A 25,504-nucleotide genomic window follows, 5' to 3' on the forward strand; every position below is an offset into this window, starting at 1 on the left:
CCGGGGGCCGGGCCGCAAGGGAGGAGACGGTCACCGTCGAGGAGTGCCGTCCAGGGAGGTGGGCGCCGAGGACCGCGGTGCTGACCGAAGTGGTTCTCCACCCCGGAGCCGACCGGCCGATGGGGCCGGTCGGTCCCCGTCCGGGCCCATCGGCCCCTGGCCCCGGGAACCGCTGAACGACAAGGTCATGGCAAGGACCCGACACCGGAGGTGGGCTTCATGCCCGGTACGATCATCGTGGGACTCGACGGCTCGCTGGAGAGCCTGGCCGCCGCGGACTGGGCCGCCCGTGAGGCAGCGCTGCGCGGGCTGGCGGTGAAGCTGGTGCACGTGTGGCAACCGGTACCCGCACGCATGGCGCAGGCTCCGTTGCTCGGCGCAGAGACCCACCAGCACTGGACCGAGCGGATTCCGCGTGAGACCGCCGAGGGCCTGCGGCTGCGCCACCCGGATGTCGAAGTGAGCATCGAGCAGTTGACCGGTTCGCGAATCGACGCCCTCGTCGAGGCGGCGGGCGACGCGGAACTGCTGGTCCTGGGTTCCCGCGCCCTGAGCGGCCTCGGAGGCTTTCTGGTGGGGTCCATAGGGCAGAGCGTGGTCGCCCGCACCGGGACGGCCGTGGTCCTCGTGCGCGCCGGGGAGCGGGCCGTGGACGAGCACGTCAGGGATTCCGCCGGCCTCCCGTCCGCCGCCACCGCGTTCCGGCCCGTGGTCCTGGGCCTGGACGCCGACAGCCCCGACGAGACCGTGCTCGACTTCGCCTTCGAAGAGGCCGGGTGCCGCCAGGCCCCGCTGACCGTCGTACACGGCTGGGACCTGTCGCCCTACGCCGTCTACACCATGGGCGCGGGCTTCGAGACGCACGAGGAGTTCGCCCGAGCCGAGGCCACCGTGCTCACCGAGGCGCTGCGGCCCTGGCGGCGGAAGTACCCGGACGTCGAGGTCACCGAGGTCTCCCGCCCCGGCAGCGCCTCGAACCTCCTCGTCGACGCCTCCCACGACGCCTCCCTCGTGGTTGTCGGCAGGCGTCGCCGCCGCAATCCGCTGGGCCTGCACATCGGATCCGTCGCTCACGCGGTCATGCATCACGCCGCCGCTCCCGTCGCCGTCGTTGCGCACGACTGACCCGTCAGTCTCGGACAGAAGGGCCGCGTGTCTCGCTCACTGGCACGGAGCGTGAGAGGTCTCCGGTCGGCATACACGACCGCTTCGCGCACTTCGGGTTGCCGGGACGACCGCCGCCGTCGGGGTTGTCACCACGCCCGTGCCGGACTTCCCGGTCCAGCTGCGCGCGTGGCGGCCGGCTCCCCCTCGTCCCTCGGGAGCAGGCCGCCAGGGCCAAGCACATCGTCCAGCGGGTCCGCCCCGGCCTGGGCAGGGTCAGTGCTCCGGCCGATCAGCGTCCGGCCGCAGGTGAGGCGTGGGACGCCACCCGAGTCATCCGGTGTGTCGTCCGCGCAGTGCGCTCGGTGCCCATGAAGGGTGGCGACCGGGACGGTCTTCCGTGCGTGCGTCTGGTCGACGGCTTCGCGGCAGCATGATCTGCGCACGACGTTGTGGGAGGTCTTCGGGCGGTGAGGGCGACCGTCACGACCGCGCCGCGGGACCGGACTCGGCAGCGGGTCACCGATAGGAGAAGCGTGCGTACGGACGACGTGCGGCGCGGTACCGGGCCTCGCTCCCGTGGACGGCGGCTGTTCCGGACGCCTGGAGCGTGCCGGCCCGCACAGGCCGTCACCGCCCCACGGGATCGCCGTCGGCACCGTCGTTCCGGACGCGCAGTGTCACGTGGCCTCCGTGATGCAGAGGTGTGCTCAGTCGCAGACGGGCCGCCTCGTGACCGGTCTCCGCGTCGACGATGTGCACCTCGCCGTGACCGCCCCGGGTGACGGCGATCCAATCGGAGCCCGGTGAGGCGGCCACCGCGCGGCGCTGGACGCCCTCCCAGGGGGTGCCACCGCGACGCGGAGCGCCGTCCATCGCCGGTAGGGGACAGCGGCGGACGACATCGTCGGCGCCGAGAAGGATCAGTTCGTCGCCGTCGGGGTGGACCCGGGTGAAGGCGGTGTGGTGCCGGGCGAGGGCAAGCCGGAAGACGAGTCCGGGGCCGAGTTCCGTGATCAGCGTGCGGCTTGTCTCCAGGTCGTGGTGCCATGCCTGGTTGGTCCACTCCGGCCATCGCAGCGGGTTCGGGGCGCCGCCCCGCAAGGTGGTCCACAGCGACTGCCGCCGGGTGTCGAGTCGGAGGTACCAGCCCCGGGCGGGCGATCTCCACGCGATGACCGCCTCGGCGGTGAGCGTGTCGCCTTCCCTGCGGGCCTGGTGCACTCCCTGTCCCGTGGCCGCGAACACGCGCTCCGAGCCGGGTGCCTGTGCGTCTCCGTGTCCGTCGTCCGGCAGTGGCAGGCATGCGTGAGGGGTGGCCGGAGGGCAGCCTGGCGGCGCCGCGAGGAGTTCCGCGAACCGGTGGACGGCCAGCGCGCCGGGTTCCCGGTGGCGCAGCACGACCAGTGGGTCGCTCCCGCCCAGCACGGTCACGCCCGGTTCGCCGACGCGCGTGCGGACCCGCGAGGCTTCCCCGGTGACGAGGTCCAGGACCGTCAGCAGGTCCGACCACGGTTCGCTGTTCTTGCCGAGGCCGGTCGTGACGGCCAGCCGGCGGCCGGAAGGGTCGCAGGCGAGATGCTCGGCCGGCACGGCGACCGGGACCGTGCGCTCCACGAGCTTCTCGGCGAAGGGATCGAGCACCAGTAGTTCCCCGCGACGGTCGTCGACGCAGGCCACCCGCCCTCCCGGAAGCGCCAGGAAGCCGGCGTGCTCGGAGAGATGACGGCCGGTGAGGCGTCCGATCAGGGCGCCGTCCGGCACGGTCAGCAGGTGTACGGCTCCGGCCACATGGTCGGAGGCGAGCAGGACGGGTGTGGCAGTGGGCACGAGTCCTCCAGCGATCGATCTGATGAAAACGATTATCATGTATCTTCAGTGCGTTCCCGGTACCTGAAAGAAACGAGGGCATCGATGTCGCGCTCACCGTCGAGATTCGTTCGCAGTTGGATCGCCGCAGCGGCGGTGTGTACCGTCCTGGCCGGCTGCGGCTCGTCCTCCGAAGAGCCCGCGAGTGACAAGGCCAAGCCCGCGGCGAAGACGGAGGTGACCGTCGAACCCATCGAGGCAACGACGGAGTTGACCGACACCAACGGCGTCGAAGTCTCCTTGACCGAGGAGCCCGAGCGGATCGTCTGCCTCTTCGCCCTGTGCGACGACATCCTGACGGAACTGGGCATCGTGCCGGCGGCCACCAACAGCGCGTTGCTCGCCCACCCCGACTTCCTGGGGGAGGAGAAGGCCGGGGACGTGGCCGTCGTCCCCGGCGGATTCATCGCCCCGGAGGTGGAGGCGATCCTGTCCCACAAGCCCGATCTCGTGATCGGGCTGGGGGACACACACGGCAAACTCGCCCCGGCGCTCAAGGGGGCGACCACGTTCTGGGCGATGCAGCCCGAGACATGGCAGGACAGCGTGGATTACCTGCGCGACGTCGCCGCGCTCACCGGCCGCACCGCCCAGGGGAAGAAGGCGGAGAAGACCTTCCGGACGAAGCTCGCCGCGGCCGAGAAGGCCCCGAGCGACAGGACCGCGCTCGTCATCTACGGCAGTGATGAGAACTTCGGTGTTGCGACGCCGGAAGGTGACGTGGCCGCCAGCCTGTTCCCCAAGATCGCCGACTACCCGTGGAAGTCCCGTGGTGTGGAAGGTAGTTACTCTCTCGAAGAGATCCTCGCCCAGGACGTCGACGTGCTCTTCGTCGAGACCCTGAGCTTCGGTGAGGCAGACGGCAAGCTGTCGGAGAAGCTGGCCGGGAACCCGCTCTGGGGCAAGATCCCGGCAGTGCGGAACGGTGACGTCCACGAGGTGAACTCAGAGGTGTGGGCCAAGGGGCGCGGCACTCGCTCGCTGGGCATCGTCCTCGACGAGGCCACGGCCGCGCTGCGGTGAGGAAATCCCTCCCGGTGCGGGCGGCGGCCGATCGCGCCGCGGCGCGCGGACAGCGGCCGTCGCGCGGTGCGCGCAGGTGGCAACCGCTTCTGGTGGTCGTGTTGCTGGCCGTCTCCGCTTTCTGCGGGCTCAGTCTCGGCACCCCCTACGTGCCCCCGCACCGGCTGGTCGCCGCGGTGCTGGACGGGGACACCAGCCTGGCCGGCATCGTCGTGAGTGAACTCCGTGTACCCCGGCTGCTGTTGGGGCTCGTCGCCGGAGCCTGTCTGGGAGCGGCCGGACTGGTGCTCCAGGAGGCGCTGCGCAATCCTCTGGCGGTGCCGGAGATGCTGGGAGTGTCGTCCGGGGCCGCGCTGGGGGTGGCCGCGCCGCTGGTGCTGTCGCTGTCGCTGCCCGCCGCCGTTCAGCCCCTGCTGGCCATCGGCGGGGCAGCGCTCGGCGGCGGGCTCACGCTGCTCGTCGCCGGGCTCGGCCGTAGTCCGTCCGCGGTGCTGCTGACCGGCGCGGCGGTGGCGGCCGCGCTGCAAGCCGCGCTGCTTGTCCTGATGGTCATGGCCGACCAGTTGGACCTCCAGCTGATCTACCGCTACCTGCTCGGTTCCCTCTCCGCCCGGACCTGGGAGGACGTGACGGGCCTGTGGCCGTGGCTGCTCGTCGCGGTGCCCGCTCTGGTGCTGTGCGCGCCGGTGCTGTCGGTGCTGCGGCTGGGTGACGAGGACGCGCAGGCGCTGGGTGTGCGTGCCCAGCGCGCACGGCTGGCCGCTCTGGCCATCGCCGTGGTGCTGATCGCCCCGGTGACGGCCGTGTGCGGGCCCGTCGCGTGGGTGGGCTTCCTCGCCCCGCACCTGAGCCGCTGGTTCGATCCCTCGGCCGGAGCCGTGCGCTGGCTCCCGTGGTCTGCGGCCTGGGGTGCTGCCGTCGTGGTGGCCGCCGATGTCCCGGCCAGGCTGGCGCTGGCACCGGTGGAGACGCCGGCCGGGGCCTGGACCGCTCTGTTGGGGGTGCCGGCCGGCGTCGCGTTGATGCGGTCGGGCGGTCGCCGCCAGGCGGTCCGGCAGGGGCCGGCCGCTTCGGCCGCGGCCCGTGAGCCGATGCCCGGACCGCGGAAGGCGGCCTCCGATGTGGCGGGCGAGATTCCTTCCGCGGGGGCGCCGGACCACGCTCGCGGGGGCGATCTCGGGCGTGGCGCGCCCGGCGGCACCGTCTCGCGCGCGCTCGGGACGACTGGAGCGGAGGACGTACGGTGACCCGTCGATTCACGGTGCTCGCGGCACTGGCCGTCGTGTGCGTCGGGGTGGAAGTGGTGGCCGGGCGCGGCATGTCCCCGGGTGCGGTCCGGGACGTCCTGAACGGGGGCGGTGACGCGACGGAGCGCCACATCCTTTTCCAACTGCGCCTGCCGAGGCTGCTGGTGGCCCTCGGTGCGGGCGCCTGTCTGGCCGTGGCAGGGCTGGTCCTGCAGTCCGCCCTGCGCAACCCCCTGGCCGGACCGGAGGTGACGGGCGTGACCCCGGGGGCGGTGCTCGGTGCCGTCACCGCGACCGCCCTGGGACTCGCCGGGTGGGATTCGCCTCTGGCCGTGGTCCTCTCAGCGTGCGCGGGTGGGTGTGCCGGAGCGGCGCTGTTGTGGCTGCTCGCCGGCCGCGGGCGCGGTGATCCCGCGCAGACCGCCGTGCACGGGGTGCTGGTGTCGGCGGTGCTCGGCGGGCTCACCGCCATGGTGCTGCTGGTGAAGCCCGGCGAACTCGGCAGCGTGGTGCAGTGGTTGGTCGGCACCACGGAGGGCCGGGTGTGGGAGCACTGGCACCTGCTGTGGCCGTGGGCACTCGTCTGGGGAGCCGCGGCCTGGCTGCTGTCCGGGCCGTTGACCCTGCTGCGCTGCGGGGACGACATCGCCCTCGCCGCCGGGCTCTCCGCGCGCCGGGCCCGGAGCCTGGCCCTGCTGTGCGCGGTGGCGCTGACGGCGGGTGCGGTGGCCGCCGTCGGGGCGCTGGGTTTCATCGGGCTGCTCGTCCCGCATCTGGCCGTGGCCGTCTTCGGCGCGGACCTGCGCCGGAGCCTTCCCGGCGCCGCCCTGACGGGCGCGGTCGTGGTGTGCGGGGCGGACGCGGCGGCGCAGTTGTCCTCGCGGCTACTGGCGACGGCGTTCGACTCCGGACGGCTCACGCTGCCGGTCGGGGCGCTCACCGCCTGCCTCGGTGCCGCGCTGCTGTTGATCGTCGTACGCCGCACGCCGAGCCGTACGTTCTGACGTCGAATCGAGGACAGAGCATGACCGAATCCGTGGGGATCCACGTCGAGGGAGTCCACTTCGGCTATCCCGGACGGCCCGTGCTGCGGGGCGTCGACCTGACCGTCCGGCCGGGCGAACTGACCGCCCTGATCGGTCTGAACGGCTGCGGCAAGTCGACCCTGCTGCGGCTGGCCGCCGGGCTGCTGCAACCCGACGAAGGGCGCGTGCTGCTCGGCGGGGACGACGTCACGCGGCTCTCAAGACGCGCCACGGCCCGGAGGGTGGCCTTGCTGCACCAGTCCGCCCCGGCCGTCCCGGGCATGACGGTGGGTCATCTCGTCCGGCAGGGGCGGTACGCGGCGCGCGGCCCGCTGGGCATGCTGCGCGAGGGCGACGACCCCGTCGTGCGCCGGGCGCTGCGTGACGTCGGGGTGGAGGAGTGGGCCGACCGTGACGTCGACGCGCTGTCCGGCGGCGAGCGGCAACGCGTCCGGCTGGCGATGGCGCTCGCTCAGGACACCCGGGTACTGCTGCTCGACGAGCCGACCACGTACCTGGACCTGCACCACCAGCTCGACGTGCTGCAGACCGTGGTGCGTCTGCGCCGGGAACGCGGGCTCACCGTGGTGATGGTGCTGCACGACCTGGCCCACGCAGCCCGTTTCGCCGAGCGGATCGTCGCCCTGCGGGAGGGCCGTGTGGTGGCCGACGGAGCGCCCAGGAAGGTCGTCACGCCGGGGTTGCTGGCGGAGGTGCTGCAGGTGGCGGGCCGGGTCGGTGAGGATCCGGAAGGGGGGTGGCCCGTGTGTTATCCAGATCACCCCATCGCAGCACTAGAATATGAAAATCAGATTCATTAGAGTGAGTCACGGCGCTCATCCGAACGCCGTATCTCCCCGCAGATGAAGGAGAGTTCATGGACAACGAGCAGGTCTTCGCGCCGATCGCCGACCCGGGTCAGCTGGCTCACGACTCGGCCTCCCACTCCAACGCGCTCGTCGAGAATCCCTTCGAGGACACCGAGGAGTAAACGAGGGCCCAGCCACCCTCGACCGTGGGCCCGCCCGATGCCTTCCGGGCGGGCCCACGCCCGTCCCAGTCCCGTCGACAGGAGGAACGCCGTGTCCCGTAGCAGACTCGTCCCCGGTATCGAGGTCGTCGCCGTGCCCGGGCGAGGGCTTGCCGTCCGCACCCCCGCCGGGGAGTTCTTCAGCGTCAGGGCAGGAGATGTCGACGAGGACACCTTGCTCTCCGCGCTCACCGGGGGGACCACAGCCACGGTGGACGAAAGGCTGGACCGTGTGGTGCGGGCGTTCGAAGAAGCCGGCTATCTGGCGGAAGGACCGTCGGCCCCGCAGTGGCCCGCCGCCCGCCGGGACGTCAGGATCCTCGGCGACCCGGTACTGACCGAACCGCTCGCCGTACACCTGGCCGCCCTGGGCGCGCGGCCCCGTACGACTCCGGCCGTGACCGCCTCCGGCAACGCGCCGGTGGGTATGGAGGACCTGCTCGACGGACATCCCGCCGCGGTCGTGTGGTGCCTGGACGGACCCGCGCCGGACGGCTTGTGGGACGCCGCCGACCGGCTGCCGGAGCACGGTGTCGCGTGGCTGCGCTGCCACCGCGAGGGCTGGCAGGCGTACGTCGAGCCGGTGGCCGTCGCTCCCGGGGACGTCACGTCGGCGCATGTCCGGTCCCGCCGGCTCGCCGCCACACCCGCCCACCGGGAACTGGCCGCGTACTGGAGCGGCCCCCGTACCTCGGGCACGCCCGTCCGGCTGCCCGTGCCCGCCGCCACGCTGCTCGCGGCGCTGCTCGCGGACGATCTCGGCCGGTGGGCCACCGGCGCCCCCGACACGGCCGGCCTCCCGGCACGGCGCCGGCTCCGCCGCGTGGACCTGCGCACGCTGACCGTCACCGAGCACGCCGTCCTCCCGGTGCCCGACGTCGCACCGACGCCGGGGAAGGGCGTATGACGGCGTTCGAGACGGCCGCCGTGGGAGAACTCGCCACCGACGTCCGTCTCCCGGCCGGTGACGGCCCCTTCCCGGCGGTCCTGATCCGCACCCCCTACGACCGGACACGCCACCGGGCCGAGGCGCGTGGCTGGGCCCGCCGCGGGTTCGCCGCCGTCGTCCAGGACGTGCGGGGCCGGTTCGCGTCACCGGGGGAGTGGCATCCGTACGCGAACGAGACCGCCGACGGAGCGGCAGCCGTCCGCTGGATCCGGGGGCAGCCGTGGAGCGACGGGCGGCTGGTGGCCGCCGGCGCCTCCTACGCCGCCCACTGCGCCCTCGTCCTCGCCCGAGACGTCCCCGGGGACGCCCGGCCGGATGCCGTCATCGCGGCCGTACCCGCCCTTGGCCTGGCGGAGACGGCCCGCGAGGCGTCCGGCGTGGAACGGCTGCTTTCCCGCGCCGGATGGTGGGCCGCCCACGGCGACCGGCGCGACTCCGACGAAAGTGCGCTGAACAAGGCCCTCGCCGAGGATCCCGGACTCCTCGCCCATCTGCCGTTGACCGCCCTGCCCGAGCGGCTGGGACGCGCCCTGCCCTCGTGGGCGGGGTTGTGGCGCCGGCCCGACAAGGAGCACCACCTCGTGGCGCGGGCGGCGCACGCCGGGCCGCCCCTGCTCGCGGTGGGCGGCCACCACGACCACTTCACCGAGGAGACCGTCGCTCTGTGGCGCACCTGGGGCGGATCCCCGGCGCGTCTGCTGCTCGGCCCCTGGGGGCACTCTCTGACCGCTGCTCCGGGGCCGGACGCGGGACCCGCCCACCGGCTGGATCTCGGTGAGCTGTACGTGCGCTGGGCCCGCCGCGCCCTGACCGGCGACCTCGCCCCCGGCCACCACGGCACACTGGCGCTCGGCGGCGCCGGCCTGTGGCTGCCCGCCGACGCCGAGGGAGAACCGCGCGCCCACCGCACGCGCCTGCTGCACGGCTCCGTCTTCACCGCCGACCCCGCCCGGCCCGTTCGCTCCGACGACCTGGCCGTCCCCGCGGACGGCCCGCCCGACCGCTGCCTGCTGGTCACACCGCCGTTGCCGCGTCCGCTCGACCTCGTCGGACCGACCAGTGTGCGGCTGCGGGCCACCGCCCACACACCGTCCGCCGACTGGGCGGCCCGGCTCGTCGCACTCTCACCGGACGGGACCGCCGAGCGGGTCGCCGTGGGCATCGTGCGGCGTGCCGAACCAGCACTCCGGGAGGCCGCGTTCACCATCGGGCTCGGCCGGCTCGCACGTCGGCTCCGGGCCGGCACCCGGCTGCGCCTGGAGATCGCCGGACACCACTTCCCGGCGCACGCCCGCAACCCCCACACCGGGGACGACCCGATGACGGCCGGACATCTGCTCGCCTCTCGGCGGCAGGTCGACCCGGACAGCGTGGCGCTGCACCTGCCCGTGCTCCCGTCCCGTCCCGCCCCCACCGATCCCGCCGAGGAGATCCTGCGATGACGGCTCTGCCGCTGGAAGCGCTCGTCGACCCCGTCTGCGGCATCGTCCGCAAGGTCAAGCCCGTCGAGCACCCCGCGGGCGCCCCGCCCCGCTACACCGCGCTCACGGCCGAGATATCCGACGCCCGCAGACTCGGGCTGTGGCCCGCCGACCGGGTCTCGCTCGGCACCACCTTCGGCGATCCGGAGCAGGCCCGCGTCGCCGCGATAGCCGAGGGGATGGAGCGCTACTGCGGCAACCGTGTGCCCCCGCCCGGCCACCCGGACGCACCCCTGCGCGCCACCGCCGCCGAACTGGCCGACAAGGGCCTGCGCCTGTACGGCCCGGCCGATCTGCCCGCCTACGCACCCTGGCAGTACGACCGCGCGAGGTTCCCCTACCGCCCGCTCACCGCCGACACCCCCGCGCTGTGGACACGGGGAACCGAACGACGGCCCGACGGGACCGCCGCCGAGGTCTGGGCACCCGTCTCGCTCACCCACCTCAACTGGCGCCAGGGCAGCCTGCGCGAGCTGCCCCGCACCCACCACCTCAACTACGCCGGGATCGCCACCGGACAGGGCCTCGACGACGCGATCGAGCGCGGACTGCTGGAAATCGTCGAGCGCGACGCCCTGGAACTGTGGTGGCACCTGGACGGCCCGGCCCGCGGCATCGACCCGGCGAGCGTGCCCGGCCTCGCCGACGACCTCGCCGGTTCCGCGCTCGACGTCCACATCGTCGAGATGCACTCGGAGTTCGCCCCCTGCATGGCCGCGCTCGTCCACGACCCGCGCCTCGGCCTGTACGCCGCCGGGTTCGCCTGCAAGTACGATCCGGCCGAAGCCGCCCGCAAGGCTGTCCTCGAAGCCGTCCACACCTGGGTCTTCACCCAGGGGCTGACCGGCCCCGACGGCTGGGTGTTCCAGGCCGTCGAGGCCGGGCTGCTCGCCCGCGGGCTCTACCTGGACCACAGGGCCGACGGCCGCTACCTCGACGTGTGCGGCGAGCAGTTCGAGCACGTGCGCGACCTGGGAGCGCACGTGCAGGTGTGGCTGGACGAACGGATGGCGGTCGAGGCCCGGAGGTTCACCGAGCCCGCGCTCGGGACGGTATCCGTCGCAGAGGTCGAGCCGGGCGGCCGGGAGCGGCTGAAGAGCACGCTGCGCGGCGGCGGCCACCGCGTCATGACCTTCGACCTCACCACCGAGGACGTGGCGGAGACCGCGCTGCGCGTCGCCCGGGTCCTCGTCTCCGGACTGCTGCCCAACGCCCCCGCCGCCTTCGGGTACTTCGGCTGCCCGCGCCTCGCCGAGGCCGCCGTCGCGCGCGGATGGCGCACCACCGCGCCGAGCGCGCCGCGGGATTTCACGCTGGCACCTCCGCCGCACATGTGAGGGCTGCTGTGGAAGACCACCGCGAAGACCCGCCGACGGGCCTGGTCGCCGCCCTCGCCCGCGCCCGCTCCCCGGAGCGACCCGGCCCCGACACGCCCGCCGGAGCAACCGTCCGGGCCTGGGCGGGCCCGCCGCGCCCGATCCCGGAGGCCGGCCCCGGACGCCTTGACCTGCGGACCCTGCTGCGTCTGTCCCTGGCGGCCTCGGACCCCTCCGGACGCCTCAGGCCCACCCCCTCCGCCGGTGCGCTGCACCCGGTGGACACCGAACTGGTCGTGGGCACCGGCTGCTCCCTGCCGCCCGGCCGCTACGGCTACGACCCGCTGTGTCACCGCGTCCACCACGTCGGCCCGCCCGTCGACGGCACACCGCCGGGCGTGACCGCCGCACTCTCCGTCACCGCCCAGCGCACGGTGTCCCACTACGGCCACCGGGCCTGGCCCCTCCTGCTGCTGGACACCGGGCACGCCACCGCGGCGCTGCTCCTGGCGGCCCGCGTCCTGGGCGCGGACCAATGCGACGTACGGATGGACGGACGCGCCGAGAACCCCCTGGCCGTCGTACGCATCCCACCGCCGGACGGGCGGAGCCCGAGGAGCCCCGCGGAAACCGCGGACCTGCCCACCCCGGCCGACCTGCTGGCGCGCCGCAGTACTCCGCCACCGTTGCCGGGCCTTCCACCCCGCGACGCACTGCGGGCAGTCCTGGCCACCGCCGAACGAGCCGGTGAGGGCGGCCTGTTGCGCTGGTGCGCCGCGGTCGGCCCGCCTCGGCCCGGCCTCATGGAACTGGCTCCCGAGGGCACGGCCCTGCGGCACTACGCGTCCGGCGAGGCCCGTCCGACGCTCGCGGCCTGGGCGGCGGGCCAGGCGTGGTTCGCGGACGCCGGCGCCGTACTGCTCGCCCGCGGCTGCCCCACGGACGCCGACACCGCGCACATCCGCCGCGCCCACCTGCGAGCCGGCTTCGCCGTCCACCTGGCCCAACTCACGGCCCTGCGCCACGGGCTGGCGGCCCGGCCCGTCGGCTCCTGGCAGCAGGCGGACCTCGGCGCCGCCCTCGGCGCCGCGCCGGGCCGTGACTGGGTCGTGCACGCCCTGGCCCTCGGCACCCGCCACGCCGACGAGGAGAACCCCACATGACCGTCCACCCCGAGCTGCGCCGCGCCGCGATGCGCGCACGGCGCCCCCTGCTCGCGGCCACCCTCCTGCAGGGAGCCGTCACCCTCACGTACCTGGCGCAGGCCGCGCTGCTGGCCCTCGCGCTCGCCGGCCTGGCCCGCGGCGACACCGGCCGACTCCCGTGGCTGCTGGCCGCGGTGCTCGCCGCCGTCGCCGCCCGCGCCGGGCTCGCCCTGTGCCAGCGGCGCACCGCCGCCCGCGCCGGGGCCCGGGTCAGGGTGGCGCTGCGCGACGAACTCCTGGCCCACCTGGGCCGGCTGGGGCCCGCCTACCTGACCACGGCGCGGGCGGGAGCCGTCCGCACCACCCTGGTCGAGGGGGTGGAGGGTGTCGACGCCTACGTCTCCCGCTACCTGCCCCAGCTCCTGGTCACCCTCGCGGTACCGCCCCTGGTCCTCGCCGTCCTCGCCGTGGCCGAACCCCGGGCCCTCCTCGGGCTCGTCCCCGCCCTGCTCCTGGCCCTGCTGGGCCCGCGCGCCTGGGACCGGCTCCTCGCCGCCCGCGGAAAGGAGCACTGGGACACCTACGAAGGACTGGGCGCCGACTACCTGGAGGCCCTCCAGGGCATGCCCGCCCTGCGTGCCGCGGGCGCGGTCGGCCGCACCCGGGCGCGCCTGGAGGAGCGGTCCGCGGCCCTGCACCGGGCGACCGTCGCCAAGTTGCGGGTGTCGCTGGTCGACACCGGCATCACCGACCTCGCCGTCCAGGGCGGCACCGCCGCCGCAGCGCTGCTGGCGTGCTGGTCGGCCGTCACCGGATCCACCACCGCGGCCGGCACCTATCTGGTGCTGCTGCTGGCCTCCGAGTGCTTCCGCCCGGTCCGCGACCTCGCCCGGGAGTGGCACGCCGGCTACCTGGGGGCGTCGGCCGCCGACGGGCTGGCGGCCCTGCGCACGGCCGCGCCGGCGGTCCCCGACACCGCGACGGCGCCCGCGCACCGGCACACCCCGCCCGAACTCCGCTTCCACGATGTCCGGTTCACCTACGACGGTGCTCCCGCACCCGCCCTGGACGGTGTCTCCTTCACCGCGCGGGCGGGACGGACCACCGCGATCGTCGGGCCGTCCGGCGCGGGCAAGTCGACCCTGCTGGCCCTGCTCCTGCGCCACCACGACCCGCAGGGAGGGCGGATCACCCTCGACGGGCGCCCCACGACCGAGTGCGCGCTCGACTCGCTGCGGCAGGGCATCGCCGTGGTCTCGCAGGAGACGTACCTGTTCCACGCCACCATCGCCGACAACCTGCGTCTGGCCCGGCCCGGCGCCACGGACGACGAGCTCACCCGGGCGGCGCGCGCCGCCGGGATCCACGACGAGATCGCCGCCTTCCCGGACGGCTACGCCACCGTGCTCGGCGAACGGGGCGCCACGCTCTCCGGCGGGCAGCGACAGCGGCTCGCCCTCGCGCGGGCCCTGCTGTCGGACGCCCCGGTCCTCGTTCTCGACGAGGCCACCAGCTCGGTCGACCAGCGACGCGAGGCGGACATCGTCCGGGAGCTGCCGAAGGCGGTCGGCGGGCGGACCGTCCTGGTGATCGCCCACCGGCTCGCGGCCGTCCGGTCCGCCGACCGGATCGTCGTCCTCGACGCGGGACGGGTGGACGCCGTCGGCGACCACACCGGCCTGGTCGAGGCCGGCGGCGTCTACACCCGGCTCGTCGAGGCCGGCCGCGCCCATCGAGGGGAACTCGCCGCATGAGCACCGTCACCGGCCCCACCGCCGCCGGGGCGGACGTCCCCGCACGGGGCGCGCTGCGCGCCCTGCTGCCCGCCCTCGCGGCACACCGCGCCATGACGGCCCGCACCTGTGCCGCCGCGCTCCTCGAACAGGGCTCCCTCGTCGCGCTGGTGACCCTGGCCGCGCACACTGTGGGCACCGCCGTCATCGAAGGGCGCGCCCCCACGGCCGGCACCGTCACCGCGCTCGTCGCCCTCGTCGTGACGCGTGCCCTGATGACCTGGCGGGAGATGGACCTCTCCCACGACCTCGCCTACCGGGTGCTGGCCGCACTGCGGGTCCGCGTTTTCGACGGACTGGCCCGCAGCGCGCCCGCCCGGGTCGCCGGCCGCCGCAGCGGCGACCTCGCCGCCACCGCGATGGCCGACGTGGAGGCGCTGGAGTTCTTCTACGCCCACACCACCGCCCAACTGCTCGCGACGGGAACGGTCCTCACCGGCGGCTCGGTACTTCTGGCCCTGGTGGAGCCGTGGCTGCTGGTGGCCGTGCTGCCGGTCGCTGCCCTGCTTGCCGCGGCGCCCTTCGCCGACGCAGGCGCGCGCACGGTACGCGGCGGCCGCACCCGCACAGCCGTGGCCGCGCTGTCGGCCGACACGGTGGAGACCGTCGACGGGCTGCGCGAACTGCTCGCCTTCGGCGCTCTGGCCGAACGCCGCGGCAAGCTGGCGGAGCGGGGGCGGCAGGTGGGCGACGCCCAGCGTGCCGAGGCCACCTGGGAGGCCACCGCCGCCGCCGTCCGCGACCTCCTCATCGTGGTCGCGGTCCTCGGCGTGGTCGCTGCGGCGGCACAGTCCGTGACCTCCGGACGGCTGCACGGTGCCTGGGCGCCGGCCGCGATGGCGCTGGCCCTGTCCGTCCTCGGCCCGGTCGCGGAGTCGGCCCGCGCCCTGAGCCAAGCCGTGGCTCTGCGCGCCGCCGCCGCCCGCGTCGACGCGGCCGTCAAGGCCCCCGCCCTCGCACCGCCGCCCGCCGCACCACGCCCTCTGCCTCCAGGACCACTGGGCGTCCGGCTGCACCGAGTGAGGTTCGACTACGGCGGCACCCCCGTGCTGGACGGCGTCGACCTCACCGTCCATCCCGGCCGGACACTCGCCCTCGTCGGCGCCTCCGGCGCCGGCAAGTCCACCTGTGCCCACCTGCTGGCCCGCTTCTGGGACCCCTCCGCCGGTGAGGTCCAGTTGCTGCCCGCCGACGGCGATCCCGTGGACGTCAGGGAGGTGGACGACGCGGAACTGCGGCGTGCGGTGGTGCTGGTGGGACAGGACACGCCCCTGTTCCACGGCACCCTCGCCGAGAACCTGCGGCTCGCCGCGCCCGAGGCCGACGACCGGGCGCTGGCCGAGGCGGCACGACGGTGCGGCGTCGACCGGATCGCCCCCCTGGACACCCTCGTCGGCGAGCGGGGCGCCACGCTCTCCGGCGGTCAGCGGGCCCGCATCGCCCTGGCCCGCGCGCTGCTGGCCGGACCGCGCGTCCTCGTGCTCGACGAGTCCACCGCCCACCTGGACAACACCGGCGACGCCGAACTCGCCACCGCGCTGCAGCAGGAGAGCCGCACGACGATCTTCATCGCCCACCGCCCGGCCACCATCCGCCGCGCCGACCGCATCGCAGTCCTGGAGGACGGCCTCATCACCGAAGAGGGAACCTGGGAGGACCTCACACGCAGCCCCGGCAGCGCGCTCAACCGCATCCTCAGCGACACCGCCCTTCCTGGGCACGGCAGTTCGTCCCGGGAAGCGGACCAGTGACGCTTAGGGACGGGTGTACCTGGAAACGACTACTTCCGAACGATCGTCGCGTCGGCGGTCGGCCGGCACCGGGAGGGGTCTCACGTGGACGCGCCCTTGTACTTGAGGCCCAGAGTGGAGCCGCCGCTCGCCGCACTGCTGACGGACGGGCCCTTCCTGCACTCGCTCGTCGACGCGCTGGGGTCTCCGCTCAACGTGCTGCTCCCCGAGGCCGTGGCCGCGAACGCCGCCCGCTTCCTCGCCGTCTACCACCGCCACCGTCTCACCGGGCGGGTGTACTTCGCCCACAAGGCGAACCGGTCGAGCGCCCTGCTGCGGCGACTGGCGGCGGAGGACCCGGCCACCGTCGGCGTCGACGTCGCCTCCACGGAGGAGCTGAGGCACGCACTGGGCTGTGGGTTCACCGGCGACCGCATCATGGCCACCGGCCCCAAGGACGCCGCCTTCCTCTGGCTGGCCGCGCGCGTCGGAGCCACGGTCAGCCTGGACTCGCCCGGGGAACTGGAACGGCTGTCCGCGGTGGTGCGCGCGCACGGTCTCGGCCGGGTGGCCGTGCTGGTGCGCCTGTCGGGGTTCGAGTCCGCCGCCGGCCACGGGGGAACGGGCACCCGGCTGCTCTCCCGGCGCAGCCGCTTCGGCACTCCGGTACGGGACACGGAGGAGCTGCTGTCGGCGCTCGGACGCAACGCGGACTCCCTGGAGTTGGCCGGCGCCGCCTACCACCTCGACACCACGGGCGTGGAGGAGAAGGCACGGGCGCTGGAGCAGTGCGTGCTGTTCATGGACGAGTGCCGGGCACGGGGACTCGCACCGCGCGCCCTCGACATCGGGGGCGGTTTCGGCGTCGGCTACGTCGCCGAGGCGGAGGAATGGGAGCGGTGGACCACCGCGCTGACCGAAGCGGTGCTCGGTGTCCGCCCGCCGTTGACCTGGCGCGGTCACGGATACGGGCTGCGCAACGAAGGCGGCACGGTGCGCGGTGCCGCCGCGCTGTACCCCGCGTACCGCCCCACCGCCGGCCCCGGTTACCTCGACGAGCTGCTCTCGCTGCCCGCGCCGGTGCTGGGCCGCCCGCCCGCAACCCTCCTGCTGGAGCACCTCCACGATCTGTACATCGAACCCGGTCGCGCCCTGGTCGACCAGTGCGGACTGTCGCTGGCCCGGGTGCTGGACGTGCGTCCTGCGGGAACGGATTCCGGGGAGTACCTCGTGCACCTCGCCATGAACGCGGGCGACATGAGTCTGGAGGAGCACGGAGTCCTGGTGGACCCCGTCCTGTTGCCGCGCGGGGAAGCCGCGGCCGGCGAGGGGGAGCCGGCCGGTGTCTACCTCACCGGCAATCTCTGCCTGGAAGGCGATCTCATCACTCGCCGCCTGGTCTTCCTGCCCCGGCTGCCGCGGGCGGGGGATCTGCTGGCCTTCGCCAACACCGCGGGATACGCCATGGACTTCCACGCCCATCACGCGCAGCGGCAGCCCGTCGCGCGGACGGTCGCGGTGGATCGGCGGGGCGACTCCTGGCACTGGTGCCCTGACGAGAACTACTGGCCGATCACGCCCATGGGGGGAGCAGTCGGATGAGGTACGACAGCATCACCGAGGCCATAGGCAACACGCCTCTGGTGCGCATCGATCCCGCCGTACACGGTCTGCGCAACATCGACCTCTACGCCAAGCTGGAGATGCTCAATCCGTTCGGGTCCGTCAAGGACCGGCCCGCCTGGCACATGGCCCGCCCGCACCTGGAGGCTGCCACCGGCCGTGACGGGACGGTCGTGGAGCTCTCCAGCGGCAACACCGCCAAGGCACTGGCCCTGCTGGCCGGTATGCACGGAGCGAGGTTCAAGAGCGTCACCAACCGCATGCGCGTACCCGAGATCAAGGAGCTCCTGCTGCTCATCGGTGCCGAGATCGAGGAACTTCCCGGGCGCAGCGAGTGCCTCGACCCGGCCGACACGGACGACCCGCTGACGCACTTCCACCGGGCGCTGTCCGACCCGGGGAGTACGTACCTGCACACCGACCAGTACTTCAACCCACGCAACGTCGAGGCCCACGCGGAGGGTACCGGTCCGGAGATAGTGAAGGACCTGGACGGCCGGGTGCCGGACTGGTTCATCGCCTGCGTGGGCACGGCCGGTTCGTCGACCGGTGTCGCCAGGGTCCTGCGTGAGCACGACCCGCGCGTACGGGTGCTCGGCCTGGTCGCCCACAAGTCGGACTTCATACCGGGCATCCGCACCATCGACGAGGTCCACCAGGTGGGTCTGTTCGACCCGGCGACGTACGACACCATCGAGTCGGTCACCTCCGACGAGGCCATCGACGGGATGATCACCCTGATCCGCCGCTGCGGACTGCTGAGCGGACCGACCGGCGGCGCCGCCTACCAGGGCGCGGTGCGGCAACTGCGGTTCGCGGACGCCGAGCTGGACGGGACGGGCCAGCGCCGGACGGCGGTGTTCATCGTGTGCGACCGTGCCGAGAGCTACCTCAGCTATGTGCGTCAGCGACGCCCGGAACTCCTGGGCCGGACGGCCCGTGGGCGCTCCGCGGCGGCCGTCACCGACGCCGAGGCCCGTGCGGAGGCCCGCGTCATCGACGTGGACGACGCCCGTCGCTGGTCTGCCGAGGGCGACCCCCGGCCACTCGTCGTCGACCTGCGCAGCCCGCACGCCTACGCCGCCCTGCACATCGAGGGCTCGGTCAACATCGTCGACGAGGTGTTCGAGGACCTGCTGCGCGGCGGGCTCCCCTTCAGCAAGCGCACTCCCGTGCTGCTGGCCTGTCCCGTGGGCGAGAAGTCACTGCGCTTCGCCGCCGCGCTGACCCGGATGGGCCACCCGGACGTCCGCAGCCTGGCCGGCGGGATCGTCGCCTGGCGGGACGCGGGCGCACCGCTGGTACGCGAGTGAGCGCGGCGCACCCGCCTCCCGCGGTGGAACCCGAGGGCCCGCTGTGGCAGCGGGAGTTGAGAGAGCAGTTTCCCATCGTCACCGGGCATCCGGAGCTGGCGTATCTCGACAGCGCGGCCACGTCACAGAAACCACGTGCCGTACTGGAGGCAGTCCAGACGTACCTCACGACGTCGAACGCCAACGCCGGACGCGGCACCTACCCCTGGGCCAACCGGACCACGGAACTCGTGGAATCGACCCGGGAACGGGTCAAGGAGTTCCTGCACGACCCCGAACCGGGCCGCTCCGGCGTCCACTTCACCAGCGGCACCACCGAGGGTCTGCGTACGGTCGCCCATGACTGGCTCGTGCCGTACCTCAGGGACGGGGACGAGATCCTCGTGCCGTACGCCGACCACCGGGCCAATCTCGACCCCTGGCTCGAGGCCCGTCGGCTGCTGGCCGAGCGCGGTGTCGAGGTCCGCGTACGGGCGCTGCCGTACCAGGCGGTCTCCGGGGACTACGACCACCGGGCCCTGGCCGAGGCCGTGGGCCCGCGGACCCGCTTCGTGGCCGCCACCCACATCCACCACGTGTACGGCGGCGACATGAACGTGCACCGTATCCGCGAAGCGGTCGGCCCGGACGTGGCCATCTGCCTGGACTCGGCGCAGAGCGTCGGCCACCTGCCTGTCCACCTCGACGATCCGTCGCTGGACGTGGACTTCGTGGTCTTCTCGGGACACAAGGCGATGGCCCTGCCCGGATCAGGCGCGGTGTGGGCGCGCAACGCGCGGGGGCCCGTGTTCCGGCCGGGCGGCTGGCAGGGCACGCCCAACACGGTGGGCATCGTGTCGCTGCGGGCCGCGATCGACTGGCTGGGCGCGGCCGGCGTCGAGCGGATCGCGCGCTGGACGACCACGCTCAGCACCCGGCTGACGGACCGGCTCGGACAGCTCGGCCCGTACGAGGTCCTCGGCTGCCCGGCGAGCCTGGCCGCCGACTCCCCGCTGCCCGCGGCCCAGCGTCGCCACGGGATCGTCACCTTCCGCCACCGCGACATCCCGTCCGACGACCTCGGGTTCATTCTCTTCAGCCACGGTTTCATGGTGCGCGCCGACAGCCTCTGCCAGGCCGGCACCGATGAGCGGGACGGATCCGTGCGGGTGAGCATGCACGCCTACAACACGGCCGGGGAGATCGACCGTCTGCTGTCCGTCCTCGCGTCGTTGACGTGAACGGCAACTGATAACCGTTTCCACCTGTAGATTCGGCTGTGCCCACGGATGGACGAGAGACGGATGAGGTGGCGCGAGCGATGGGCGTGAGCATGGGGACGGCCAGGGCATGGGTGGAGCGCTGGGAACGGCAGCAGGAGCGGTACGCGGTGGACCGCGAGGAGCGGTTCACGGTGATCGGGGATGTTCTCGAGCACATCACGACCGGCCACGACCGCCCCCTCCTGCTCGATCTCGGGTGCGGCCCCGGCTCCCTGGCAGCGAGGCTTGCCCTCCGCTTCCCGGACGCGGAGATCGTCGCCACCGACATGGACCCCGTGCTGCTCGAACTGGGCCGGACCCACCACGCCGACGCCGCCCGCTACGTCGACACCGTCATCGGCGAGGAGGGCTGGGTCGGGGCACTGGGACTGGAACGCCCCCTGGACGCCGCCGTCTCCACGACCGCGCTGCACTATCTGCCCGAGCCGGCACTGCTCCGCACATACCGCGCCCTCGCGTCCCTGCTTCGCCCCGGCGGCGTCCTCGTCAACGGAGACCACTTCCCGCCGGACGTGGTGACGTGCTCGGAACTCACCGCCCATGTGGGCCGTCGCAGGGCGGAGCGGGTGGGCAGCAGCTCACGGGAGGACTGGCGGTCCTGGTGGGACGCCGCGGCCCGGGAACCCGAACTGGCCGACCTGCTCGCCGAACGACGACGGCGTCACGCCGACCACGCGGGGAGCGGAGGCGACGAGCAGGTCACGGCAGGCCGCCACGCCGCACTGCTGCGCCAGGCGGGTTTCGCTCATGTCACGCCTGTCTGGCAGTTCGGCGACAGTGCCGTACTGGTCGCGGTCATGGACCACGGGCCCGGAGGCCGGCCTCCCGCGGGGGATCGGCACCGGGAGGCGACCGCTTCAGAGAGCCAGACTCATGAGGATCTCGTCCCGGTCGTCACCGGGCGCCACCCGTAGCGCGCCCGGCCACCGGCCGACTTCGGTCCACCCCGCCTTGCGGTAGAACTCCTCCAGCCCCAGCCCGGACCGCACGGCGAGCTGCAACCGCTCCAGGCGCAGATCGTCGCGCGCGATGTCCCGGGCGCACCGCATCAAGGCAGCGCCCACGCCCATGCCGCGGAAGCGCACATGTGTCTGGACGTGGTTCACCACGCCGCAGTGCGCCACGAGAGGGTGCTTCTCGCGACGTAACAGCAGCCACCCCGCGAGCGTGCCGTCCACGGTCGCCAGCAGGAGTCTGCTCCGTTCCGGGGACAGGCCACGCGCGATCCTCTCGGCAGCGGGCCGGAGCGCCGCCTCGGTCACCGGCGGGAGCGGGCAGTCCATGGGCACGACGGCTCCTCCGGCGTTGACGACCGCCGTCCAGCACGCGGTGAGTTCCCGGCGAACGGCCCTGGTGGCCTCCTCCGGCCGGCTGAGTTGTGCGATCACGGGAGCGCGTTCCATCTCATGCGTTGTCACACCCGGTAGCTTGCCAGTCGTGAGAGAGCCAGGGCGGGGCGTCCGCCGCCCTCACCAACGCTCCCCGTACGGGTGCGAAGGCTTCGCGACCCGTTCGGTCGTCGCGCAGGGTGCGGCTGGAGGAAGAGGAGATCATCCAACGTCGTCCGCCGGGCGAGGGGGCGGCCGCGTGGAGGGCCGCTCCGGACGCGTCTGCCACCGCTTCGGGCCCGCCCCCTGCCCTGCCGCGTACCCGACCAGGAAGGCCGTCAGCGGTGCAGCGGGCAGGGCGACACCGTGAGCGGCATCGCCCGCGAGGGCGAGCAGCAGCGCCCGGTCGGCTTCGGGCTCGATGCCCAGCGCGGCCTTGGGAGCGGCGGTCCATACGTGCGGTACGTCGTCCATGACGCCTGTTCTCTCGTTCGTGGTCATGCGACCGGTGCGCGGCTCGAGCGAAGGGCTGTGGCCGGCTACAGCGGGCTGCTCCAGTACGGCCAGAAGCGGGTGAGGACGAGGAGCGCGATCACGCCGTACCAGGCGCCGAGGAGCGTCCAGTGGGTGTCGCGGACGACATGCAGCACGCCCCGGGGCACGGGGACGATTCCCCGTTCCAGGCAGTGCAGGGTGACGTACCAGAACAGGGCGATGGTGACGACCCAGACCACGGCGCAGTAGGGACAGAGCTTGTTGAGCTCGTAGAGCGACTGTCCGATCAGCCAGTGCGCGAACACCACTCCCACCAGCGCACCGGCGTCCAGCGCGAGCCACAGCCGGCGGTGCAGTCGCGCCCCGCAGAGCACGGCGATACCCAGGGCGGTCACCGCGGCGAAGGCACTCAGCCCGAGCAGCATGTTGGGGAAGCCGAACAGACTGCCCTGCGGACTGGACATGACGCTGCCGCAGCTCACGACGGGGCTGATGTCGCACGGCGGCTGGTAGGCGGGATCGCGCAGCAGCCGCCAGTCGTCCACGGTGAGCTGGAAGGAGGACAGCCAGCCGACGAGCCCGGTGAGGACCATCACCCACCCCGTGCGGCGGCTCGCGCCCACCGCGGCGGGAGGCCGGGTGGACGGGGCGTCCGGTGCGAGCGCGGGTCCGTGACTCATGCCGCTCGCCGGGAGCCCGAGGCCGACCGGGTCCGGCCGCCCACCGCCGTGGCCGCCGTCGGTGTGGTGCGCCGCCGGTAGACCAGGTACGGGCGGGCCAGGTAGCCGATCGGGGCGCTCCACACGTGGACCAGCCGGGTGAACGGCCAGGCGGCGAAAAGCAGGAAGGCGCTCATGGCGTGGAGCCGGAACAGCAGCGGGGCTCCGGAGATCGCCTCCGGGTGGGGCTGGAGGACGAACAGGCCGCGGAACCAGACGGAGACGGTGGAGCGGTAGTCGTAGCCGGCGCCGAACACATTGTGGGCGGCGGTGGCGGTGATGCCCAGCACGACGGTGACGGACAGCAGCGGGAAGAGGAGCTTGTCGCTGCGGTCGGTGCCCCGGCGGATCTGGCGGTTCAGTAGTCGGCGGGCGCACAGCATGCCGAGTCCGGCGACCATGGCGACGCCCGCCACCGAGCCCGCCCAGACAGCCGTGGTGTGGTAGGTGTGTTCTGTGATGCCGACGGCTTCGGTCCACGCGTCGGGAATGGCGAGGCCGACGACATGTCCGGCGATGACCATGAAGGCACCGAGGTGGAACAGCGGGCTGCCCCAGCGCAGCCAGCGGTGTTCGAGAAGCTGGGTGGTGCGGGAGGTCCAGCCGAACTGGTCCTGACGGTAACGCCAGATGTGCCCGACCACGAACACGGCGAGGCAGATGTAGGGGATGGCGACCCACAGGAGCAGATCGGCACTACTCGCCGAGGCGGCGGCCACGGGGGCGGGTACGGCGTTCATCGGGTGCCTTCTGTATGACTGGCCGGGGCGGGCGGGACCCGGGTCGACGGAGCCTGCGTGGGCGGTACGAAGGTGCCGGGAGGCGCGAACTCCCCGTCTCCATAGGTCCCGTAGGGGTCGAGGCCGACCTCCTCGTCGGGCGGCCCCTCGGCGACGAGCTGGGCCACGGCCGCGCGGTCGGCCTCGGTGGGCGGCGGCAGAAGGGTGAGCAGCGCGGCCAGGAGGTGTTGGTAGGGGGAGTCGGCGTCGGTCAGGGCCCGTTGGATCAGTTCCAGGCCGCGGCGGTGCTGGCGCAGTGGCGCCTCGCCGCCACCGGGGCCTGCCAGGGCGGCGAACTCCAGGACGACCGGCAGGTGGTCGGGGAGTTCACCGCCGCCGGTGTCCCAGCCCGCTGCCCGGTAGCGCTGGTTGAGGGTGAGCAGGGCCATGCCGCGGCGGCGGGTGTCGCCGTGCAGGTAGTAGGTGAGGTAGAGGCTGCTCCTGCGGCGCAGGTCGAACATCTCGACGTAGTGCCGCTCCAGCGCCTCGGGATCCTGTGCGCCGAACCAGTCGGTGAACCGGGCGAGGTGTTCCGCCGCGGGCGTGGCCGGCAGGGCCGCCACTACGGTCGTCAACTCCGTCCGTGCTGCGGTCAGTTCCCCGTCCGGATACTGCAGGAGCAGCGATACCAGCCGCAGTGTCAGCGCCCGGCCCGCCGTCTCCTCGGGGGTGAGCCGGGCCGGGCGGCGCACGGCGGCCCGGACGCGGGTGCGGACGAGGGCGGGAATCGTCGGTGACAGCGGGCTCACGATCGGCCTCCGGCAGTGGTGTTGCGGCGCAGGGCGGGGATGCCGAGCATGATCTTGCGGGGCTCGGGGTCACCGGACGTCTCGACCGGGCAGCGGTTCTCCATCGCGGTGAGCGCGGCGGCGTCCTCCTTGTGGGCGGCGGGGACGACGTAGCGGTCCTGGTATTTGGCGACGGCGAGCAGTCGGTGCATGTCCTCCGCCTCGCGCACGGTGAGCCCGGCGGCCTTGAGTGCGGCCTCGTCGCCGGCCTCGCCGAGGGTGCGTTCGCGCATGTACGAGCGCAGCGCGGTGAGCTTCATCAGCACCCCGCCGACCACCTCGGAGTCGCCGGCGGTGAACAGTTCCGCCAGGTACTCCAGCGGGATGCGCAGCCGGGTGACCGCGGCGAACACGTGGTCGGGGTCGTCCTGGTTGCCGCCGGCCGCGTCGACGGCGTCCAGTACCGGGGAGAGCGGCGGGACGTACCAGACCATGGGCAGGGTGCGGTACTCCGGGTGGAGGGGCAGCGCGACCCTGTAGCGCATGGCGAGGTCGTACACGGGGGAGCGGCGGGCCGCCTCCAGCCAGTCCTCGGGGATGCCGGACTCCCGTGCGGCGGCGATGACCCCGGGGTCGTGCGGGTCGAGGAAGACGCCCCGCTGGGCGTCCAGCAGGTCCCTCTCGTCCGGGGTGGCGGCGGCCTCGCCGACCCGGTCGGCGTCGTACAGCAGAAGGCCCAGGTAGCGTAGGCGGCCGACACAGGTCTCGGAGCACACCGTCGGCTGGCCGGCCTCGATGCGCGGGAAGCAGAACGTGCACTTCTCGGCCTTGCCGGTGGCGTGGTTGACGTACACCTTCTTGTACGGGCACGCGGTGACGCACATGCGCCAGCCGCGGCACTTGTCCTGGTCGACGAGGACGATGCCGTCCTCGACCCGCTTGTACATGGCGCCAGAGGGACAGGCGGAGACACAGGCGGGATTGAGGCAGTGCTCGCACAGCCGGGGCAGGTGGAAGAGGAAGGTCTGCTCGAACTCGAACTTCACCTTCGCGGCCCACTCGCCGCTGAGGTTCGGGTCGCCACCCGCGTTCTCGGGTGCGCCGCCCAGGCCGTCCTCCCAGTTGGCGCCCCAGGTGATGGCGGTGGGCCTGCCGGTGAGGACCGAGCGCGGACGGGCGACGGGGATGTCCTTCTGGGCAGGGGCGCTGACCAGGTTGTCGTAGTCGTAGGTGACCGGTTCGTAATAGTCCTCGATGGACGGCAGGTCGGGGTTGGAGAAAAGTGACAGCAGCCGCCTGACCCTCCCGCCGGAGCGCAGGACGAGGCGTCCGCGCTTGTCGAGCATCCAGCCGCCCTTCCACTGCTCCTGGTCCTCGTAGCGGCGGGGGTAGCCGACGCCGGGCTTGGTCTCGACGTTGTTGAACCAGGCGTACTCGACGCCGGTGCGGTTGGTCCACGTCTGCTTGCAGGTGACCGAGCAGGTGTGGCACCCGATGCATTTGTCGAGGTTCATCACCATCGCCACTTGAGCCATCACGCGCATG

General features: G+C 73.3%; 23 protein-coding genes. 16 read left to right on the forward strand and 7 right to left on the reverse strand.

Annotated elements, in window-relative coordinates:
* Positions 1 to 219: 219 nt before the first annotated feature.
* Entirely contained in the window at positions 220 to 1,125 is a 906-nt protein-coding gene (locus HTV45_RS06350) for a universal stress protein (protein WP_215204614.1), read from the forward strand.
* Between the two features lie 609 nt (positions 1,126 to 1,734).
* Here the strand turns inward: HTV45_RS06350 and HTV45_RS06355 are convergent.
* On the reverse strand, positions 1,735 to 2,934 hold the full coding sequence (locus tag HTV45_RS06355; protein WP_308309210.1) for a hypothetical protein: 1,200 nt from the start codon (positions 2,932 to 2,934) through the stop codon (positions 1,735 to 1,737).
* Positions 2,935 to 3,018: 84 nt separating this feature from the next.
* Between HTV45_RS06355 and HTV45_RS06360 the strand changes: the two genes are divergently transcribed.
* The 15 genes from HTV45_RS06360 (at position 3,019) to HTV45_RS06425 (ending at position 20,824) form a co-directional block, all read left to right on the forward strand.
* Positions 3,019 to 3,996 (forward strand): ABC transporter substrate-binding protein, encoded by a 978-nt coding sequence (locus HTV45_RS06360; protein WP_215204616.1) that lies wholly within the window; start codon positions 3,019 to 3,021, stop codon positions 3,994 to 3,996.
* A 101-nt stretch (positions 3,997 to 4,097) separates the two neighbouring features.
* Complete coding sequence (locus tag HTV45_RS06365; RefSeq protein WP_251691493.1) at positions 4,098 to 5,243, forward strand: iron ABC transporter permease; 1,146 nt, start codon at positions 4,098 to 4,100, stop codon at positions 5,241 to 5,243.
* Positions 5,240 to 6,247: an iron ABC transporter permease gene (locus HTV45_RS06370; RefSeq protein WP_215204618.1), complete on the forward strand. Its 1,008-nt coding sequence runs from the start codon at positions 5,240 to 5,242 to the stop codon at positions 6,245 to 6,247. The genes HTV45_RS06365 and HTV45_RS06370 overlap by 4 nt, the downstream gene beginning before the upstream one ends.
* Before the next feature lie 20 nt (positions 6,248 to 6,267).
* Positions 6,268 to 7,089, forward strand: a complete 822-nt coding sequence (locus HTV45_RS06375) for an ABC transporter ATP-binding protein (RefSeq protein WP_215204619.1) — start codon at positions 6,268 to 6,270, stop codon at positions 7,087 to 7,089.
* A 56-nt stretch (positions 7,090 to 7,145) separates the two neighbouring features.
* Positions 7,146 to 7,259, forward strand: a complete 114-nt coding sequence (gene amiA, locus HTV45_RS34105) for a streptamidine family RiPP (protein WP_241270818.1) — start codon at positions 7,146 to 7,148, stop codon at positions 7,257 to 7,259.
* A 91-nt stretch (positions 7,260 to 7,350) separates the two neighbouring features.
* Complete coding sequence (locus HTV45_RS06380; protein WP_215204620.1) at positions 7,351 to 8,205, forward strand: hypothetical protein; 855 nt, start codon at positions 7,351 to 7,353, stop codon at positions 8,203 to 8,205.
* The gene (locus HTV45_RS06385; protein ID WP_215204621.1) at positions 8,202 to 9,689 is read left to right on the forward strand and encodes a CocE/NonD family hydrolase; all 1,488 of its coding nucleotides are present in this window, start codon (positions 8,202 to 8,204) and stop codon (positions 9,687 to 9,689) included. The genes HTV45_RS06380 and HTV45_RS06385 overlap by 4 nt, the downstream gene beginning before the upstream one ends.
* Entirely contained in the window at positions 9,686 to 11,065 is a 1,380-nt protein-coding gene (locus HTV45_RS06390) for a YcaO-like family protein (RefSeq protein WP_215204622.1), read from the forward strand. Before HTV45_RS06385 ends, HTV45_RS06390 begins: the two co-directional genes overlap by 4 nt.
* An 8-nt stretch (positions 11,066 to 11,073) precedes the next feature.
* Entirely contained in the window at positions 11,074 to 12,207 is a 1,134-nt protein-coding gene (locus tag HTV45_RS06395) for a SagB/ThcOx family dehydrogenase (protein ID WP_308309213.1), read from the forward strand.
* Positions 12,204 to 13,943 (forward strand): ABC transporter ATP-binding protein/permease, encoded by a 1,740-nt coding sequence (locus HTV45_RS06400; RefSeq protein ID WP_215204624.1) that lies wholly within the window; start codon positions 12,204 to 12,206, stop codon positions 13,941 to 13,943. The genes HTV45_RS06395 and HTV45_RS06400 overlap by 4 nt, the downstream gene beginning before the upstream one ends.
* Positions 13,940 to 15,733: an ABC transporter ATP-binding protein gene (locus HTV45_RS06405; protein WP_215204625.1), complete on the forward strand. Its 1,794-nt coding sequence runs from the start codon at positions 13,940 to 13,942 to the stop codon at positions 15,731 to 15,733. The genes HTV45_RS06400 and HTV45_RS06405 overlap by 4 nt, the downstream gene beginning before the upstream one ends.
* A gap of 84 nt (positions 15,734 to 15,817) precedes the next feature.
* Entirely contained in the window at positions 15,818 to 17,314 is a 1,497-nt protein-coding gene (locus tag HTV45_RS06410; protein WP_308309214.1) for a Y4yA family PLP-dependent enzyme, read from the forward strand.
* Positions 17,311 to 18,648, forward strand: a complete 1,338-nt coding sequence (locus HTV45_RS06415) for a pyridoxal-phosphate dependent enzyme (protein ID WP_215204626.1) — start codon at positions 17,311 to 17,313, stop codon at positions 18,646 to 18,648. Before HTV45_RS06410 ends, HTV45_RS06415 begins: the two co-directional genes overlap by 4 nt.
* Positions 18,649 to 18,671: 23 nt before the next feature.
* On the forward strand, positions 18,672 to 19,868 hold the full coding sequence (locus HTV45_RS06420; RefSeq protein ID WP_308309215.1) for an aminotransferase class V-fold PLP-dependent enzyme: 1,197 nt from the start codon (positions 18,672 to 18,674) through the stop codon (positions 19,866 to 19,868).
* A gap of 80 nt (positions 19,869 to 19,948) precedes the next feature.
* Positions 19,949 to 20,824: a trans-aconitate 2-methyltransferase gene (locus HTV45_RS06425; RefSeq protein ID WP_215204628.1), complete on the forward strand. Its 876-nt coding sequence runs from the start codon at positions 19,949 to 19,951 to the stop codon at positions 20,822 to 20,824.
* Here HTV45_RS06425 and HTV45_RS06430 read toward each other — a convergent pair.
* The 6 genes from HTV45_RS06430 to narH all read right to left on the reverse strand — a co-directional run bounded on the left by HTV45_RS06430 (position 20,768) and on the right by narH (position 25,503).
* A complete protein-coding gene (locus tag HTV45_RS06430) occupies positions 20,768 to 21,313 on the reverse strand; it encodes a GNAT family N-acetyltransferase (protein ID WP_215204676.1) in 546 nt (181 codons plus the stop codon). The genes HTV45_RS06425 and HTV45_RS06430 overlap by 57 nt on opposite strands.
* Before the next feature lie 147 nt (positions 21,314 to 21,460).
* Entirely contained in the window at positions 21,461 to 21,739 is a 279-nt protein-coding gene (locus HTV45_RS34990; protein WP_308309217.1) for a DUF6457 domain-containing protein, read from the reverse strand.
* A 38-nt stretch (positions 21,740 to 21,777) separates the two neighbouring features.
* Positions 21,778 to 22,413, reverse strand: coding sequence for a vitamin K epoxide reductase family protein (locus tag HTV45_RS06440; RefSeq protein WP_251691413.1), 636 nt, complete (start codon positions 22,411 to 22,413; stop codon positions 21,778 to 21,780).
* Positions 22,410 to 23,192 (reverse strand): respiratory nitrate reductase subunit gamma, encoded by a 783-nt coding sequence (narI, locus tag HTV45_RS06445; protein WP_215204629.1) that lies wholly within the window; start codon positions 23,190 to 23,192, stop codon positions 22,410 to 22,412. The genes HTV45_RS06440 and narI overlap by 4 nt, the downstream gene beginning before the upstream one ends.
* On the reverse strand, positions 23,189 to 23,980 hold the full coding sequence (gene narJ / locus HTV45_RS06450) for a nitrate reductase molybdenum cofactor assembly chaperone (protein ID WP_215204630.1): 792 nt from the start codon (positions 23,978 to 23,980) through the stop codon (positions 23,189 to 23,191). The genes narI and narJ overlap by 4 nt, the downstream gene beginning before the upstream one ends.
* Positions 23,977 to 25,503, reverse strand: coding sequence for a nitrate reductase subunit beta (gene narH, locus HTV45_RS06455; RefSeq protein ID WP_215204631.1), 1,527 nt, complete (start codon positions 25,501 to 25,503; stop codon positions 23,977 to 23,979). The genes narJ and narH overlap by 4 nt, the downstream gene beginning before the upstream one ends.
* Position 25,504: the final 1 nt, after the last annotated feature.

Origin of the sequence: Streptomyces sp. CHD11 (assembly GCF_018638295.1) — a bacterium.
Lineage (GTDB): Bacteria > Actinomycetota > Actinomycetes > Streptomycetales > Streptomycetaceae > Streptomyces.

Bases quoted from the DNA above. Each gene is read 5' to 3' on its own strand.
- HTV45_RS06350 (WP_215204614.1), top strand. From the start codon at position 220: ATGCCCGGTACGATCATCGTGGGACTCGACGGCTCGCTGGAGAGCCTG.
- HTV45_RS06430 (WP_215204676.1), bottom strand. From the start codon at position 21,313: ATGGAACGCGCTCCCGTGATCGCACAACTCAGCCGGCCGGAGGAGGCC.
- narI (WP_215204629.1), bottom strand. From the start codon at position 23,192: ATGAACGCCGTACCCGCCCCCGTGGCCGCCGCCTCGGCGAGTAGTGCC.
- HTV45_RS06425 (WP_215204628.1), top strand. From the start codon at position 19,949: ATGGGCGTGAGCATGGGGACGGCCAGGGCATGGGTGGAGCGCTGGGAA.
- narH (WP_215204631.1), bottom strand. From the start codon at position 25,503: ATGCGCGTGATGGCTCAAGTGGCGATGGTGATGAACCTCGACAAATGC.
- HTV45_RS34990 (WP_308309217.1), bottom strand. From the start codon at position 21,739: ATGACCACGAACGAGAGAACAGGCGTCATGGACGACGTACCGCACGTA.
- HTV45_RS06400 (WP_215204624.1), top strand. From the start codon at position 12,204: ATGACCGTCCACCCCGAGCTGCGCCGCGCCGCGATGCGCGCACGGCGC.
- amiA (WP_241270818.1), top strand. From the start codon at position 7,146: ATGGACAACGAGCAGGTCTTCGCGCCGATCGCCGACCCGGGTCAGCTG.
- HTV45_RS06405 (WP_215204625.1), top strand. From the start codon at position 13,940: ATGAGCACCGTCACCGGCCCCACCGCCGCCGGGGCGGACGTCCCCGCA.
- HTV45_RS06390 (WP_215204622.1), top strand. From the start codon at position 9,686: ATGACGGCTCTGCCGCTGGAAGCGCTCGTCGACCCCGTCTGCGGCATC.
- HTV45_RS06360 (WP_215204616.1), top strand. From the start codon at position 3,019: ATGTCGCGCTCACCGTCGAGATTCGTTCGCAGTTGGATCGCCGCAGCG.
- HTV45_RS06440 (WP_251691413.1), bottom strand. From the start codon at position 22,413: ATGAGTCACGGACCCGCGCTCGCACCGGACGCCCCGTCCACCCGGCCT.
- HTV45_RS06415 (WP_215204626.1), top strand. From the start codon at position 17,311: ATGAGGTACGACAGCATCACCGAGGCCATAGGCAACACGCCTCTGGTG.
- HTV45_RS06385 (WP_215204621.1), top strand. From the start codon at position 8,202: ATGACGGCGTTCGAGACGGCCGCCGTGGGAGAACTCGCCACCGACGTC.
- HTV45_RS06375 (WP_215204619.1), top strand. From the start codon at position 6,268: ATGACCGAATCCGTGGGGATCCACGTCGAGGGAGTCCACTTCGGCTAT.